Origin of the sequence: Streptomyces nitrosporeus (genome assembly GCF_008704555.1) — a bacterium.
Lineage (GTDB): Bacteria > Actinomycetota > Actinomycetes > Streptomycetales > Streptomycetaceae > Streptomyces > Streptomyces nitrosporeus.
The window spans coordinates 318,406-334,663 of the sequence record NZ_CP023702.1; the positions used below are offsets into that span (position 1 = coordinate 318,406).

General features: G+C 73.8%; 10 protein-coding genes. 6 read left to right on the forward strand and 4 right to left on the reverse strand.

What is annotated here, in order from left to right; translation table 11 throughout:
- The first annotated feature begins 7 nt into the window (after nt 1–7).
- From CP967_RS01500 to CP967_RS01515, 4 genes are read left to right on the forward strand one after another with little or no spacing between them, the layout of a single operon-like run.
- Entirely contained in the window at nt 8–640 is a 633-nt protein-coding gene (locus CP967_RS01500; RefSeq protein ID WP_150486168.1) for an isochorismatase family protein, read from the forward strand.
- A 6-nt stretch (nt 641–646) separates the two neighbouring features.
- Nucleotides 647–877 (forward strand): phosphopantetheine-binding protein, encoded by a 231-nt coding sequence (locus CP967_RS01505; RefSeq protein ID WP_150486169.1) that lies wholly within the window; start codon nt 647–649, stop codon nt 875–877.
- Nucleotides 874–4,797 carry an amino acid adenylation domain-containing protein gene (locus CP967_RS01510; protein ID WP_268253067.1) on the forward strand — a complete coding sequence of 1,308 codons (3,924 nt, stop codon included), beginning with the start codon at nt 874–876 and terminating at the stop codon, nt 4,795–4,797. The genes CP967_RS01505 and CP967_RS01510 overlap by 4 nt, the downstream gene beginning before the upstream one ends.
- The gene (locus CP967_RS01515; protein ID WP_150486170.1) at nt 4,794–4,979 is read left to right on the forward strand and encodes an MbtH family NRPS accessory protein; all 186 of its coding nucleotides are present in this window, start codon (nt 4,794–4,796) and stop codon (nt 4,977–4,979) included. The genes CP967_RS01510 and CP967_RS01515 overlap by 4 nt, the downstream gene beginning before the upstream one ends.
- Before the next feature lie 91 nt (nt 4,980–5,070).
- Here CP967_RS01515 and CP967_RS01520 read toward each other — a convergent pair whose 3' ends face one another.
- Together CP967_RS01520 and fes are read right to left on the reverse strand one after the other, a co-directional pair.
- A complete protein-coding gene (locus tag CP967_RS01520; protein WP_150486171.1) occupies nt 5,071–6,786 on the reverse strand; it encodes a phosphodiester glycosidase family protein in 1,716 nt (571 codons plus the stop codon).
- 114 nt (nt 6,787–6,900) lie between these two features.
- A complete protein-coding gene (gene fes / locus CP967_RS01525) occupies nt 6,901–8,163 on the reverse strand; it encodes an enterochelin esterase (protein WP_150486172.1) in 1,263 nt (420 codons plus the stop codon).
- A gap of 292 nt (nt 8,164–8,455) precedes the next feature.
- Between fes and CP967_RS34270 the strand changes: the two genes are divergently transcribed.
- Together CP967_RS34270 and CP967_RS01535 are read left to right on the forward strand one after the other, a co-directional pair.
- A complete protein-coding gene (locus tag CP967_RS34270; protein ID WP_190175385.1) occupies nt 8,456–10,273 on the forward strand; it encodes a hypothetical protein in 1,818 nt (605 codons plus the stop codon).
- A gap of 138 nt (nt 10,274–10,411) precedes the next feature.
- Nucleotides 10,412–11,467 (forward strand): YncE family protein, encoded by a 1,056-nt coding sequence (locus CP967_RS01535; RefSeq protein WP_150486173.1) that lies wholly within the window; start codon nt 10,412–10,414, stop codon nt 11,465–11,467.
- A gap of 342 nt (nt 11,468–11,809) precedes the next feature.
- Here the strand turns inward: CP967_RS01535 and lhgO are convergent, their stop codons facing one another.
- Nucleotides 11,810–13,021: an L-2-hydroxyglutarate oxidase gene (gene lhgO / locus CP967_RS01540; RefSeq protein ID WP_150486174.1), complete on the reverse strand. Its 1,212-nt coding sequence runs from the start codon at nt 13,019–13,021 to the stop codon at nt 11,810–11,812.
- A gap of 364 nt (nt 13,022–13,385) precedes the next feature.
- Nucleotides 13,386–15,593, reverse strand: a complete 2,208-nt coding sequence (locus CP967_RS01545) for a catalase (RefSeq protein ID WP_167535305.1) — start codon at nt 15,591–15,593, stop codon at nt 13,386–13,388.
- Nucleotides 15,594–16,258: the final 665 nt, after the last annotated feature.

The following is a 16,258-nucleotide window of genomic DNA, read 5'->3' on the forward strand; positions in this document are numbered from 1 at the left end:
TCTCCCCATGGCACTTCCCGCCATCGCTCCCTACGCCCTGCCGACCGGAGCCGAACTGCCCGCCAACCGCGTCGACTGGACGGTCGACCCGGGCCGCGCCGTGCTCCTCGTCCACGATCTGCAGAACCACTTCCTCAGCGCCTACCCGGCGGGCGAGCAGCCGCTGACCGGCATGCTCGACAACACCGCCCGGATCATCAAAGCCTGCCGCCGGGCGGGGGTCCCGGTGGTCTACTCGGCGCAGAAGGGCGGCCAGACCCCCGAGGAACGCGGCCTCCAGCTCGACTTCTGGGGGCCCGGGGCGGCCGACGACCCCGAGGCGCTGGCCGTCCCGGAGGCCGTCGCCCCGGCGGACGGGGACATCGTCCTGACCAAGTGGAAGTACAGCGCGTTCGTGCGCACCCGGCTGGAGGAGGTGCTGCGCGGATCCGGCCGCGACCAGCTGGTCGTCACGGGTGTCTACGCCCACATCGGTGTGCTCATGAGTGCCTGCGACGCGTGGATGCGGGACATCCGGGCCTTCGTCGTGGCCGACGCGGTGGCCGACTTCTCCCGTGAGGACCACGACATGGCGCTGCGTTACGCCGCCGGCCGCTGCGCGGCCGTGACCACCACCGATGCGCTGCTGAAGGAGATCTGAGACGTCATGGCACTCACCCTGGAACAGATCCGCGCCGATGTCGCCGACTCGCTCGGCGAGGACCCCGCGGACATACCCATGGACGAGAACCTGCTGGACTACGGCCTCGACTCGGTACGCATCATGGCGCTGCTCGGACGCTGGCGCCGTGACCACGGTGTGCAGGCGGACTTCGCCGACCTGGCCGAGCAGCCCGCCGTCGAGGCCTGGGGAGCCCTGCTGGGAGCCGGGTCGTGACGGGCCCGCTCGCCGGCGGCACGGCCGGTCCCGGCGGGCCGGAGGCGGTGCTCCCGCTGACCGCAGCCCAGGCGGGCATGTGGTACGCCCAGTCGCTCGACCCGCTCAGTCCGGCGCAGAACACGGCGGAGTGCCTGGAGATCGACGGGCCGCTCGACGCGGGGCTGTTCGCCGGCGCCCTCGACCGGGTGACCGGTGAGGCCGACGCCCTGCGGGTCCGGGTGCGAAGCGGTGCCGAGGGCCCGCGCCAGTACCTGGCCGGCTCGGTCCGGCTGCCGCTGTCCGTGCACGACCTGCGGGAGACCGGTGAGCCGGACCTGCGGGCCGAGGAGTGGATGCGCGCCGATCTGGCCGAGCCGTTCGACCTGGCGGAGGGGCCGCTGTTCCGGCACGCGCTGTTCCGGGTCGGTGAGGCGCGCTGGCTCTGGTACCTGAGGATCCACCACCTGGTGATGGACGGCTTCGGCTACTCCCTGCTCGTCCGGCGCACCGCCGAGGTCTACACGGCGCTGGCGGGCGGCGCGGAGCCCGGGCCGCGGGTCTTCGGGTCGCTCGCCGACCTGGTCGCCGAGGACGAGGCGTACCGTGCCTCCGAGGCCTTCGACGCGGACCGGGCGCACTGGAGCCTGGAGTTCGGCGACCGGCCCGAGGTGCCCCGGCTCGCGGGCCGGGGCGCGCTGCCCTCGCGTACCTTCCACCGGAGGACCGCCCTTCTGGAGCCGGCGGCGGCCGACGGGGTGCGGGAGCTGGCCGGCCGGCTGAAGGCGACCTGGCCCGATGTCCTGATCGCCGCCCAGGCGCTGTACACGTCCCGGGCGACGGGCCGGCGCGAGGTGGTGCTCGGCCTGCCCATGATGGGGCGGCTGGGCTCGGTCGCGCTGCGGGTGCCCGGCATGGTGATGAACGTGCTGCCGCTGCGGCTGACCGTCTCCCCCGGGGCGACGTTCGCCGAGCTGGTCCGCCAGGTGGTGCTCGGCATCCGCCGGGTGCGCCGCCACCAGCGCTACCGCTACGAGGACATCCGCCGCGACCTGCGGCTGCTGGGCGAGAACCGGGGCCTGGTGGGTCCGCTCGTCAACGTCATGCCCTTCGACTACGCCCTGGACTTCGCCGGTGCCCCCGTGCGCGCCCGCAACCTGTCCGCCGGACCGGTCGACGACCTGACGGTGAACATCTACGACCGGGCCGACGGCCGCGGTCTGCGTATCGACCACGACGGCAACCCGGCCCTGTACGACGAGGACGCCCTGGCCGCCCACCAGGAACGGTTCCTCGGTCTGGTGGCGCGTCTGGTGCGCGCCGACCCGCACGCCCCGACCGCCGTGCACACCATCGCCACGCCGGCCGAACACGCCCTGGTCACCGAGACGTTCAACGCCACGGACCGGGAACTGCCGCCGACGACGCTGATCGGCCCGATCGAGGCGCAGGCCGCCCGCACCCCGGACGCGACCGCGCTGGTCCACGGCACCGGCACGCTCACCTACGCCGAGCTGAACACCCGGGCCAACCGGCTGGCCCGGCACCTGCGGACGCTCGGGGCCCGTCCGGGGACGGTGGTGGCGGTGTCGCTGCCGCGTTCGGTGGACCTGGTGGTCTCGCTACTCGCGGTGCTGAAGGCGGGGGCCGCCTATCTGCCCCTGGACCCGGAGTACCCGGCGCAGCGGGTCGCCTACATGCTGGACGACGCGGCTCCGGTGTGCGCGGTCGCGGACACGGCCCACCGGCTGCCCGCGGGCGCCTCCACCCCGGTGGTGGTCCTGGACGGTCTGGACCTCTCGGGCTACCTGTGGTCGAACCCGTGCCGTCCGCTGACGCCGGCTCATCCGGCGTACGTCATCTACACCTCCGGTTCCACGGGCCGGCCCAAGGGGGTCGTGGTCCCGCACGGGGCGATCGACAACCGGCTGCGCTGGATGCAGGACGAGTACGGTCTGACGGCCGGGGACCGGGTGCTGCAGAAGACCCCGTCGTCCTTCGACGTGTCCGTGTGGGAGTTCTTCTGGCCGCTGCGCCAGGGGGCGGTCCTGGTCGTCGCCGATCCGGGCGGGCACAAGGACCCGGCCTACCTCGCCTCGCTCATCCGCGAACAGCGGATCACCACCTGCCACTTCGTGCCGTCGATGCTCCAGGTGTTCCTGGCCGAGGCGGACCTGGAGGCGTGCGGCAGTCTGCGCCGGGTGTTCTGCAGCGGTGAGGCGCTGCCCCGGGAGACCGCGAACGCCTTCCTCCGCGCGCTGCCCCTCGCCGGCCTGCACAATCTGTACGGCCCCACGGAGGCGGCCGTCGACGTCACCTACCACGCGTGCGCGCCGGAGGACACGGGCCCCGTGCCGATCGGCAGGCCGGTGTGGAACACCCGGCTGTACGTGCTGGACGCGGCGCTGCAGCCGTGTCCGCCGGGTGTGCCGGGCGAGCTCTACCTGGCGGGCCGTCAGCTCGCCGACGGCTATCTGGGCCGGGACGAGCTCACGGCGTCCCGTTTCGTCGCCGATCCCTTCGGCCGGCCGGGCAGCCGGATGTACCGTACGGGTGACCTGGCCCGCTGGACCGGCAAGGGCGAGGTGGAGTACCTCGGGCGTACGGACCACCAGGTCAAGCTGCGGGGGCAGCGCATCGAACTCGGTGAGATCGAGGCGGCGCTGGCAGCCCAGGACGGGGTGGACGGGGCGTGTGCCCTGGTCCGCGAGGACCGGCCCGGCGACCAGCTGCTGGTCGGCTATGTGACCGGGGACGCCGATCCCGCCGCCGTGCGCGCCGCGCTGGGCAGGGAGCTGCCGGAGCACATGGTGCCGGCCTCGGTGGTGGTGCTGGACGTGTTCCCGCTGAGCCCCAACGGCAAGCTGGACCGCCGGGAGCTGCCCGCCCCCGCCTTCGGCGGCCAGGAGGGTTCACGGCGCCCCTCGGGAGTCCGGGAGGAGACCCTGACCCGGCTGTTCGCGGAGGTCCTCGGGGTGGACCGGGTCGGCCCGGACGACGCCTTCTTCGACCTGGGCGGCACCTCGCTGCTGGCGGTGCGGCTGGTGGGGATGGTGCGGGAGGCGCTCGGAGCCGAACTGACCATCGGGACGCTCTTCGAGGCGGCCACCCCGGCCGCGCTGGCGGCCCGTCTGGCGACGGGGGAGGCGGCCGGGGAGGACGCGCTGGACGTCGTCCTGCGGCTGCGCGGCGGCGAGGAGCACCCGCCGCTGTTCGCCATCCACCCGGCGGGCGGTATCGCCTGGTGCTACGCGGGCCTGTCGTCCCGGCTGGGGCCGGGCCGGCCGCTGTACGGCATCCAGGCCCGCGGTCTGGTCCGGGACGAGCCGCTGCCGCGCACCCTCCAGGAGGAGGCGGCCGACTACGTGGCGCACATCCGCCGGGTGCGGGAGCACGGTCCGTACCGGCTGCTGGGCTGGTCGGTCGGCGGGGTGCTGGCCCACGCGGTGGCGGTGATGCTCCAGGAGGCCGGGGAGGAGGTCGAACTCCTCGCGCTGCTCGACTCGTTCCCGGCCGAGCAGTGGCGGGACCGGCCCGCGCCCGAGGAGGGCGACGCGCTCACCGCGGTGCTGCGGATGGCGGGCTTCGAGCGGACCGGCGAGCGGACCAGGGCCGATGTGGTGGCCACGCTGCGCCGGGCGGGCAGCCCGCTGGCCGGGCTCAGCGACCTGACCCTGTCGAAGATCGTGGACATCGTGCCCAACCACGCCCGCATGATGCGTGAGCATGTGCACCGGGTCTTCGACGGTGACCTGCTGTTCTTCACGGCGGCGGCACCGCGGGCGGAGGACTGGCTGACGTACGAGGCATGGCGGCCCCATGTGACCGGAGGGATCGTGAACCACGACCTCGACTGCACCCACCCGCAGTTGATGCTGGACCGGTTCCTCGACGACATCGCCGCCGTGCTGGCGGCCCGGCTGAAGGAGCTCGACGCATGAGCGGTGAGGCAGGCCCGTTCGATCCGGCGGCCGGGGAGAGCGGCACCCATCTGGTGCTGGAGAACTCCGCGGGGCGTACGTCCCTGTGGCCGGTGTGGCGCGAGGTGCCCGCGGGGTGGTCGGTGCGCTTCGGGCCGGCTCCGTACGCCTCCTGCGTGACCGTGCTGGAGCCGGCCCGGTGAACGGACGGCTGCCGGGCCGGCCGTCCGCACGGCGGCCCGGCAGCCGGAGCGGCACCGGTCCGCCCGCCCGGGGGCCGGTGTCCGGCGGGGGTCAGGAGGAGGAACGCGGTACGACGACCACGGCGGTGCTCATGGGGCGTTCACGCGGCGCGGTGTCCTCCCACTCGTCCCACGGCCGGTTGTAGAGGCTTCCTCCGACCACCATGGTGGTGTCGCCGCCGCTGCCGAGTCCCACGGCGTCGCGGGCACCGAGCCAGCGCATGACCTGTGCGGCCTCCGGCAGGCTCGCACCGACGCTGTACAGGGGGTTGCGGCCGTCGATGGTGACGAGCATCAGGTGGCCCTCCGCGGAGACGCCGGCCAGGGTACGGGCGTGCCGGGCGGTCAGCACGCCGCTGGGCCGGCAGCCGCTCCCGGGCGCGGGAAGGCGGCAGGAGACGTGGGCCATGCCGTTGGCCGCGGGGTTGAGCATGATCCGGCCGTCACGCAGCAGGGCCGGGGTCCCGCCCGCGACGGCGGAGAAGGCCGGCGAGGTCACCGAGGCTCCGTCGGGGCCGAGGATCGTCGTGCGCGGTGTGACCTCGGTACCGGGCGTGAGGGTGGCGAGCCATGCCCCGCCCCGGCCGATGCCCTGGAGGACGCGTCCGCCCGCCGGGACCGGTCCTGGCTCGTGCCGGATGCCGAGGACTTCCCAGTCGCCGTTCAGCACTGCTTCGGTGACCGGCGTACCGGCCCATTTCCGGGCGGGTCCGGGTGTGACGGCGCCCCACTCCGGGCGGAACACCACGATTTCGTCGGGGTCGTAGCAGGTGCCGTTGCGCAGGGGGGCCGTCCAGGGCGTCGGGCCGTCTGCGGACTGGCGGAAGTCTCCGCCGACTCCGCCGCAGCCGAGTACCTGGCCCGCTACGCGGTTCAGCCCGTCGATCTCCCGCTCCCCCTTGCCGGGGGCGGACACCCAGGTGCGGGAGCTGGTCTCGGTGATCCGGTGGCCGCCCCCGGCGGCGTTCAGAAGAAGCGCGGTCCGCCCGTTGTTCGGTGCGCCGAGCAGAACGTTGTTCCGTACGTAGAGGCCCTGCGGGACGCCCTCGTACCCGAGGAAGTCCGGGTTGTTCGGGGACGCGATGTCGAACTCGGTGCCGTTGACAGCGGCCAGCGCACCGGCCGGGGCCGCCATCTGCTTCACCGTCTGGGAACCGGACACGTCCGCACCGTGTTCGGTGCGGACGTCGGCCTGGGCACCGGGGGCGACGGTGATGACGCGGATCTGCCAGGGACCGCGGCTGCCGGGATTCGTCTCGGCCGTGAAGAACGTGCGGGTGCTCGCGTAGCCCGATTCCTTCAGCCCGGTGCGCGCGTTTGCCGCTTCGGCGGCTGTGCCGTATGGGCCGACACGCACGCCGTAGAAGGTCATCGCGTACGTGTCGGCCGAGGCGGGCGAGTCCAGCGGCATCACCGAGGCGGGGAATCCGGCGTCCCGCAGGCCCTGGGCGTGCGCCGTGGCCGTGGCGGCGACGGTGGTCATCTCCTGGCCGTCGGGGAACCGCACCCACACCGCCCACGTGTCGTCGGCCGCCGATCCCTGGGAGTACACCCGGTAGGTGACTCCGGGGCCCAGCCGGGTGACCCCGCTCCTCGGTGCCGTACCGTCCCCGAGCGGGAAGCCGGAGTCCACGGCCGGGTAGTCGGGCACGTCCGCCCGGGTGGCCGCCGCGGAGGCGCCGGCGGGTACGGCGAGCAACGAGGACGCCAGCAGCACGGCGGCGAGGCCGGCGGCGGCCCGTCCGCGCAGGGCGCAGGAAGTGATCACGGGGAACAGGGTGGCGAGTTCCTCGTGCGCTTGTCCAGCGGCTGGTTCCGGAGCGGCCGGGGCGGCCCTGCACGCGTGCGCCGTCGCCGCCCTCGCGGAGCGGCCGGTCTCGTCCTACGGCCGGGGGGACAGCAGTTCCACCAGCCCGTCGGCGAGTTCGGTGCGCCAGCAGAGGTAGTCGTGGCCGCCGTTGAACTCGTGGTAGGTGGCGTCGTGGTAGCCGGCGGCGGCCAGGGTGTCGCGCAGCCGGCGGGCGGCGGGCAGGGCGACCCATTCCTGCTCGCCGAAGGAGAGCCGGAAGCGGACGGGGATCCGCGGGCCGCGTCCGATCTGCTCGGTGAGCCATTCGGCGCCGGGGCCGTCGGGCCACCAGAAGGACCCCGACTGCACCAGGGCGTTGCCGAAACGGCCCGGAGCGGACAGGGCGGTGTGGGCGGCGCACAGCCCGCCCAGGCTCTGCCCGGCGACGACGGTGCGCGCGGGGTCCTTGGTGACGGGGAGCCGGGCGGCGGCCCAGGGCAGCAGCTCGTCGGCGAGGAAGGCGGCGAACTCCGGGCGGCACGTCATGTCCGCCCAGCGCCTGTCCGCGTCCACGGACTCCGGCAGCAGCGCGACGAGCGGCGGGATGCGGCCGTCGGCGACGAGGTTGTCCAGCAAGGTGGCCACGCCGAGGTTCGGCTGCCAGTGCTCCCCGTCGAGGAGCACGAGGACCGGCAGGTCCCCGGTGTGCCCGTCGGGCAGCGGCGGTTCGTACATCCAGACGCGGCGGCTGCCGCCGGTATCCCGGTCCGGTACGTCATGGGCCGCGACGCGGCCGCGCGGCACCCCGGGCCTCGGCTGCCAGTCCACCGCCCGCGGGGCGGCCGGGAGTTCGGCGTAGGAGACCGGGTCGCCGCTCCAGCGGCGCGGCAGGGTGCGCGGGTTGTGGGGGTCGGGGCGGCGGCGGGTGCGCAGCCACTGCCAGTAGCCGGGGGTGCCGGTCTGCGGGCCGTCGCCCTCGTCGACGTAGAAGTCGTAGGTGCCACGCCAGTCGTGGCGCAGGCGCAGGGTCCAGTGCCAGACGTCCGTGCCGGGCAGGTGCTCCATCAGGTTGCCCGCCGGGTCCCGGGGGTCGCCGAGCTTGTTGGGGAGGACCTGGACGGCCCGGGTGGCGGGGGTTCCGCGCCACAGGAACGTCACGGCGCGGTGGTCCGCCTCGCCCTCGGGGTCGGGCGAGACGACCGGTCCGCCGCCCTCGCGCACGGTGGCCCAGAACGCTTCGGTCCCCTCGGGGCCGGGCAGCGGGAAGCCGGGTCGGGCGAGCCTCGCCGGTCCGTCCGGACGCGCGAGCCTCGGAGGTCGGTGCGGGGCGTCCCGCGGGGGCGTACACGTGATCACGAAAGGACTCCGAACGACGAGGTCGAGTGGCTCGGACCGGCCGGCCTTGGAGCTCCGGACGGAAGAGGCTCCCGGCTCGCGGTGCCCGGACTCCCTTGCCGTTCGGATCTCTTAGGGTCACCTTACCTTTCGCGCGCCCCCGTCCGCGGAGGGGGTTCCGGACAACAGCACCACAAAAAGTAAGGATAGGCTAGCCTAAGTGCACTTGACCGCTTCCGGTCGCGCCTGAGCGCCGGACTTCCGTGCGCCGTCCCCCACTTCACCTCTCTCCGCCCGCCAGGAGCAGCACATCATGTCCCCTGCCAGACCCTCCCGCACGCCCGCACAGGCCCCCTCCCGCCCCCGGCTGGGCCGCGTCGCCGCGCTCGCCGCCGGTGCCACGCTCGCCGCCGGCGCCCTCGCCGCCCCCTTGGCCGCGGCGGGACCCACCGGGACGGACGCGACCGGTTCCGTCGCACTCGTCGCGGACACCGTGGCCCCCTCCGTCACCCTTGGATCGGCCTCGGTGAAGGCGGGCGGCGAGGTGGGCTTCAAGGTGACCGGCTTCCCCGCCGGGGCGAACCTGGCCGTGAAGTTCGACGACAAGGACGTACTCCTGCGGGACTTCCCGATCGGTGCCGACGGCAGCGCGTCGGGCCGGGTGACCGTGCCCGCCTCCGCGGCTCCGGGCGGGGAGCACTGGCTGCGCTTCCTGGCTCCGCAGACGAGCGTCAGGAGCGAGAACCTGACGGTGACGGCCGATACGCCCTCCCCCACACCCACACCCACACCCACACCCGCCGAGCCGACACCGAAGCCGACGCCCACCCCGACCGCCCCGGCCGCCGCCCCGAAGGTGAAGCTGGCCGGGTCCTCGGTGACGGCGGGCGGGAAGCTCACCTTCACCCTCTCCGGGTTCGTCAAGGGGCAGAGCGTCACCGTCAAGCTGGACGACAGCGAGATAATCGGCCAGTGGCCGGGGGCCGTCAAGGCCGACGGCACCCTCACCGCGTCGGTGACCGTGCCCGCCTCCGCCGGGGCCGGGGCCCACTGGCTGCGCTTCCTGGCACCCGACCCCTCCACCAGCCTGAAGGCCGACTTCACGGTGACGGGCTCCGGCACGGGCGGCTCCACCGGCGGGTCGGGCGGCTCCACCGGCGGTTCCGGCACGGGCGGTTCCACCGGCGGCTCGGGCGGGTCAGGTACGGGCGGCTCCACCGGCTCCACCGGCGGCTCCGGCACCGGCGGCTCCGAGAGCGGTTCCGGCGCCGCCTCCGCCACGATCACCGCGGGCTCGCAGGTCGCGGCGGGCGGCAGGGTGTCCTTCCGGGTGACCGGCTTCCCGGCCGGCCAGCAGCTCACGGTCAAACTGGACGACTCGAAGATCATCGGCCAGTGGACGGGCATCGGCGCGGACGGTTCCTTCTCCGGTTCCGTCACCGTCCCGGCCGACGCCGTGAAGGGCGCGCACTGGCTGCGCTTCCTGGCACCCAACCCCTCGACCAGCCTCCGCGCGGACTTCACCGTCACCAGCGGGGCCGAGGCGGGCCCCGACGCCGCCGCGGGCACCTCGGGGGGCACCGCCGGCGGTCCGGCGACTCCTGTCCCGGCGGCCTCCGGGGCGCCCGCCAGCGCCTCCAACTCGCGCGGCGCCAAGGCGGAGGTGACGGCGAGCCAGGTACAGGCGGGCGGGAAGATCCACTTCAAGGTCTCCAAGTTCCCCGCAGGGCAGACGGTCACCGTCAAGTTCGACGACGAGGAGATCCTCGGCCAGTGGAAGGCGGACACCACCGGCGCGTACGAGGGTGAGGTGACCGTCCCGGAGGAGACGCCCGCCGGGGCCCACTGGCTGCGCTTCCTCGCGCCCAACCCCTCCACCACGCTCAAGGTCGACATCACGGTGAGCGCCCCCGGGGCGCCGGCCGCCGACACCGGGCAGGCCGCGGCCCTCGCCGTACCGCGGCTCACCACCGACACCACCGCCACGGCCGCGTCCGCGGAGGCCCCGGTCTCCTACGCGACGATCGCCTGGTCGGCCGCCGCGGCGGCCGCGGGCGGGGCGGCGGGCGCCGCGGCGACCACTCTGTTCGTCGTACGGCGACGCCCCGGCGGACCGGCCGCACAGGCCTGACCTGCCCCAACACACCTTTCCCACAGGAAAGTTGTTGCCTAGGTCACACAGCTGAAAGCGTGTTACTTAGGTAAGCCTAAGTTAAGTTGTAGTTGTTATCGATCCCCCGTGGACATCTGTCAGGGAGTTGACCTCAGCATGACCTCCATCCGCAGAAGCCGTCGCACCGTCACCCGTGCCACCGCCGTCGCCGTCGCGATCGCCGCAGGCAGCGCCACCGCGCTGACGGGCACCGCCTCCGCGCACAGCTCCGACGACACCGTCAAGGTCGCGCCGCTGGTGAAGGGCCTCTACCAGTCCTCCTACTCCGAGCGGAACAACGTCCTGTGGGCGACCTCCGCCGTGGGCCGTCCCCCGGTCACGCAGTCCGCGCTGCTGAAGATCGACCCCAGGAGCCTGAAGGTCGAGAAGACCATCGTCCCGCCGGTCACCGACGCCGCCACGGGCGCGGTCGAGGCCGTCTACGGCGTGGCGGTGGACGACGAGCACAACACCGTATGGACGACCAACACCCGTAACAACACGGTGTCCGTCTACAGCCAGCGCACCGGCGCGCACCTCGCCACCCTCCCGAACGTCAACCACGCCCGGGACGTCGTCGTCGACGAGCGCCACAACACCGTGTGGGCCAGCGCCTTCACGGACGGCACCCTCGTCGCCTTCGACTCCAGGACGCTCAAGGAGAAGAAGCGGATCACCGTCGCCGGCTCCGGCCCGACCGGTCTGACGCTGAACGAGAAGACCGGCGCCCTCTACGCGGCCGACCTGAACGGCGACCAGCTCATCGAGGTCACCGCCAAGTCGAAGGCCCCGCGCCTGATCCCCACGGGCGACGGGCCGATCGCGGTCGCGCTGTCGAAGAACGGCAAGACCGCCTACACCGCCGACCAGACCGCCGGCGGCGTCTCGGTCATCGACCTCAAGAAGGGTCTCGTCACCAAGTCCGTGCCGACCGGTGCGGGCGCCCTGTCCGTCGCCGACGACGACCGCACGGGCAACATCGTGGTCGTCAACCGCACCGCCGCCACGGCGACGGTCGTCAACCCGAAGAAGGGCACGGTCGTCCGCACCGTGGCCACGGGCGCCAACCCGAACCACGTCCAGATCACCGACGGCTTCGCCTACGTGGTCGACAAGTCGGGTGCCGGCCTGGACGGCGCCGACCAGATCCACCGCTTCCGCGTCACCCGCTGACCCTCCCGGCGGCTGATCCCCGCGCACCGGGAACTCCGGCGGAAGGGGCGGCGCGCGCCACGCCCCCTTCCGTCCGGGGCTCCGGAGCTCACGAGCGCCCGGTCCACCGTTTCCAGCGGTGGACCGGGCGCTGCGGCGTACCGGGCTCCCGCCGGCACGGCACCGGGGACTCCGGGGCCGCCCGTGTCCGGCGCGGACGGACCCGACGCGCCTTTCTCCTTGCCTCTTCCCGGGGCGGGGCGGCGGTGCCCGGTGCGAGCCGGGCGCCGGAGCCGGCACGGTCGGCGCGCGAAGAGTCCGGCGCGCAAGCGGTGGCCGCGCGGACGGCCGGGCCGGGCGCGGTCACACGGGGCCGCCGGAGCCCGTGAACACGGTGGCGCGGATGTGCTCCGCGATGGCCATGGACGCCGTCGCGGCGGGCGAGGGGGCGTTGCGTACGGCGGTGACGCGGCCCATCCGGTGGATACGGAAGTCGTCCACCAGCGAGCCGTCCGGGTCGAGTGCCTGGGCCCGTACGCCGGCTCCGCCGCGGACCACGTCCGCGGTTCCCACCCCGGGGACGTAGTCGCCCGCCGCCCGCATGAAGGCGGCGGCGGAGAGGGAGCCCCGGTACTCCTTGACGCCGGTCCGCCAGTGCTGGGCGGCCATCTTCCGGACGCCGGGGTAGACGGCGAGCCGGGCCAGGTCCCTCACCGAGACGTCCCGGAGCCGGTAGCCCTCCTTGGCGAGGGCCAGTACGGCGTTGGGGCCGACCTCGACCGAGCCGTCCACCCGGGGGGTGAAGTGCACCCCGAGGAAGGGGTAGCGCGGGTCGGGCACCGGGTAGATCAGACCGCGCACCAGGCCGGCGCGGTCGGGCCGCAGCAGCATGTACTCGCCCCGGAAGGGGACGATCCGGGGGGCGCGGCTGTCCCCCGCGAGTCCGGCGACGGTGTCCGACTGGAGTCCCGCGCAGAGGATCAGCCGGTCGACGCGGACGCGTTCCTCTCCGTTGCCCACCTCGATCCCGCCGGCCGTCCGGGTGAGGGAGGTGACCGGGAACGCCGTTCTGATCCCGCCGCCTGCCGCCTCGATGTCCTTGGCGAACTCCCGGCTGACCGCGGGGTAGTCGGTGATCGCGGTGCGGGGCGAGTGGAGTGCGGCGATGCCGCCGGCGTGGGGCTCGATCTCCCTGATCCCGTCCCGGGAGATCTTCCGCAGATCGGGCACGTGGTTGTTCCTGGCCCGCTCGTAGAGGCTCTCCATGCGGCCGAGTTCGTCCCGGCGGACGGCCACGACCAGTTTGCCGGTCTCCTGGTAGGGGAGCCCGCGCTCCTGGCAGTACTCCCGCAGCAGCGACACGCCCCGCACGCACAGGCGGGCCTTGAGACTGCCCGGGGCGTAGTAGATACCGGCGTGCACCACGCCCGAGTTGTGCCCGGTCTGGTGGACGGCGACCTGCGGCTCCTTCTCGAACACCACGACCCGGGTGCCCGGCCGGCGCAGCGCGATCTCCCGGCCGGTGGCCAGGCCCACGATGCCGGCGCCGACGACGCCGACCGTCTCGTCAGCCATCGGCGTCCTCCTTTCTGCTGTGGCCCGCGGTCAGATACCGGAGGGAGGGCACCGTTTCCGACGCGAGAGCGGGAACACGGGGCTTCGCCGCCCCGCGCCTGGAGGCGGACCCGGAATCCCGGAAGCCTCCGGAGGAATGGTGCACCTCCCGGCCCGGGGCCGTGGCGCCGACGGCGGTCCGCCCGCGGTCCGTTCGCGGTCCGCCCCGCCGGTGGTGCCGGGATCCTGGCGCCCGGCCGGGTCCTGGACAGACCCGCCGGGGCCGCTTCCGTACGCGCCGCCGGGGGCGGGCCCGCGCACAGGAAAGGGGGCGGTACCGGGTTCTCCGGTACCGCCCCCGGGCCGTCCTGCGCGGCCCGTGCCGTCAGGAGGCGGCGGGGAACCGGTCCCAGACCCGGTGCTCACCCAGGAGCCGGGTGATCTCCTCCAGTACGCCGGTGGCCGTGCCGCCGTTCACCACGCCCGGGGCGTCCCCGGGCACACCGGCCGCGGCCAGCACCGGCTCGCCCCCGGCCCAGCTCCCGATGGCCTTGCCGTGCCGGTACGCCTCGTCGAGCAGGACCAGGACCCGCGGGTCGGCTCCCGGCTCCCCGCCGCCCCGGGTGCCGCGCGCCCCGGCCACATCGGCACCGGAGCCCGGTGCGCCGGCGAGCAGCACGGCGTCGAACTCGACGGACCGGGCGGTGGCGAAGGTGCGCTGCACGGTGACCGGTTCGCCGTCCGCGTCGAGGACGCCTCCGGCGGGCGCGATGACCAGGGGGACCATGCCGGCCTCCAGCACCGCCGTGCGTACCGCGCGTACGCCGTCGAGGTCGGCGTCCCGTCCCGCGACGATCCCGATGATGCGCCCGTCGACCGGCCAGACCGAGCCGACCTGGGAGAGCGCCGGGCTGGGCTCGGGGTCGGCGAGCGGCCCGTCCGGTTCGGGGACGGGCAGGCCGAGCCCCGCGGCGACCTTCCGGCACAGCTCTCCGTCGATACGGGCGAGCACCTTGAGACCGCGTTCCTTGACGGCCTGCTCGTAGCACTTGCCCAGTTCGAAGGTGTACGCGCCGATGATGTGCTCGCGTTCCACCGGGCTCATGCTGAGCCAGAAGAGCCGGGGCTGGCTGAAGTGGTCGTCGAACGACTCGGGCGCCTCGCGTACCTTGCGTCCTTCGACCTCGGCCGGCACCTCGATGAACGCGCGGGTGTCCGCGCCCGCGTGGAAGGGGCAGCCGCCGTCGAGCGAGTTGGGCCGGTAGGGCGCCACGCCCCGGTGGACGGCGGTCTGGTGCATGCCGTCCCGGAGCATGTCGTTGACCGGGGCGTGGGTGCGGTTGATCGGCAGCTGCGGGAAGTTGGGGCCGCCGAGCCGGGTGAGCTGGGTGTCGACGTAGCTGAACAGCCGCCCCTGGAGCAGCGGGTCGTTGGTGACGTCGATGCCCGGGACCATGTTGCCGAGGTGGAAAGCGACCTGTTCGGTCTCGGCGAAGAAGTTGGACGGGTTGGCGTTCAGCGTCATCAGCCCGATGGGCTGGACGGGCGCGATCTCCTCGGGGACGATCTTCGTCGGGTCCAGCAGGTCGATGCCCCGGAACGTCTGCTCCGGGTTGTCGGGGAAGGTCTGGATACCCAGTTCCCACTGCGGGAAGGCCCCGGCCTCGATGGCGTCGGCCAGGTCCCGGCGGTGGAAGTCGGGGTCCACTCCGCCGGTGATCTGGGCCTCCTCCCAGACCTGGGAGTGGACACCCAGCTTGGGCTTCCAGTGGAACTTGACGAGGGTGGTGCCGCCTTCCGCGTCGACGAGCCGGAAGGTGTGGACGCCGAAGCCCTCCATCATGCGGTACGAGCGCGGGATGCCCCGGTCCGACATGTTCCACAGCGTGTGGTGGGTCGCCTCGGTGTGCAGGGTGACGAAGTCCCAGAAGGTGTCGTGGGCGCTCTGCGCCTGCGGGATCTCCCGGTCGGGGTGGGGTTTGCCGGCGTGGATGATGTCGGGGAACTTGATGGCGTCCTGGATGAAGAACACCGGCATGTTGTTGCCGACGAGGTCGAAGACGCCCTCCTCGGTGTAGAACTTCGTGGCGAAGCCCCGGGTGTCGCGGACCGTGTCGGCCGACCCCCGGGAGCCGAGCACCGTGGAGAACCGCACGAACACCGGTGTCTCCACGTCCTTCGCGAGGAAGGCCGCCTTGGAGACCTTCGCGGCCGTCCCGTAGCCGCGGAAGACCCCGTGGGCCGCGGCCCCGCGCGCGTGCACGACCCGCTCGGGGATGCGCTCGTGGTCGAAGTGGGTGATCTTCTCCCGCAGATGGTGGTCCTGGAGCAGGACCGGTCCGCGGGGACCGGCCTTCAGGGAGTGGTCGGTGTCGTACAGCCGCGCGCCCTGCGCGGTGGTGAGGTAGGCGCCGCTCTGCGCGTTGCGGGCGGGATCGGCCCCGGTCGGCTGTCCGGTGGGGCTGACCGTCTCGGGACCGGTCTGGTCGGGCTTGGGCGGCAGCGGCTCACGCGGCTGCACCGGCTCCTCCACCGACGGGGGCGCGCTGCCCGGCGCACCCGGGATCGGCTGTGTTCCTCGGTCGTCCGTCACTGCTTCTCCTCCTGTGCCGCCGGTCGCCGGCCGGCGTGCGGTGGGTTCGATGACACGGGCCCCGCCGGCCCTGCTCGGGCGGACGGCCGGACCCAGGGCCGCGGAGCTGCCCGGCGGTACGGCCGTACGCGGGCGCTCCCTGCCCGGCACGCATATCCCTGCCGCTCCCCGGGGCCGCAGCCACGGCGCGCACCGCCCGCTCACTCCTTCGGCAGCGGCCATCGGGGGAGCACGTGCCTGCCACTCGCGTGCCCGGGGACGGTGATCCGATGCGTGTGCGACGGCACGGGTCCACCGGGTGAACAAAACCGGCTGTCCCGGGCGGGCCCCGGACGGTCCCGAGGCTGGGTCCGGACGGTCCCGAGGCTGGGGGGAGAGCCCCCTCGCGAACGGGACGCTCCGCCTCTCGCTCGGGTGTTCCGCACCCGGCCCTCCACATCGCCGCCCCGCCCCATGGGCCGCGGGGTCACGCTCCCGCGTGTGGTGGTCGCTCCCGGACCGGCCGGCGGGCGCGGGGGTGCGCGGGTGCGCCCCGGAGCCGCCGGACCGGAGCAGGCGTCCCCTCGTCCGGCCCGGTCGCACGGCCCCGGTATCGGCCGTAAGCTGCCGGAGCCGACCGGGAGCGCGCCGGCGGGACCCGTTCCGCCGCCTCGTGCCGCGGGCCC

Coding starts and splice junctions, on each gene's coding strand:
- CP967_RS01500 (WP_150486168.1), top strand. CDS start 8: ATGGCACTTCCCGCCATCGCTCCCTACGCCCTGCCGACCGGAGCCGAA.
- CP967_RS01505 (WP_150486169.1), top strand. CDS start 647: ATGGCACTCACCCTGGAACAGATCCGCGCCGATGTCGCCGACTCGCTC.
- CP967_RS01515 (WP_150486170.1), top strand. CDS start 4,794: ATGAGCGGTGAGGCAGGCCCGTTCGATCCGGCGGCCGGGGAGAGCGGC.
- CP967_RS34270 (WP_190175385.1), top strand. CDS start 8,456: ATGTCCCCTGCCAGACCCTCCCGCACGCCCGCACAGGCCCCCTCCCGC.
- CP967_RS01535 (WP_150486173.1), top strand. CDS start 10,412: ATGACCTCCATCCGCAGAAGCCGTCGCACCGTCACCCGTGCCACCGCC.
- lhgO (WP_150486174.1), bottom strand. CDS start 13,021: ATGGCTGACGAGACGGTCGGCGTCGTCGGCGCCGGCATCGTGGGCCTG.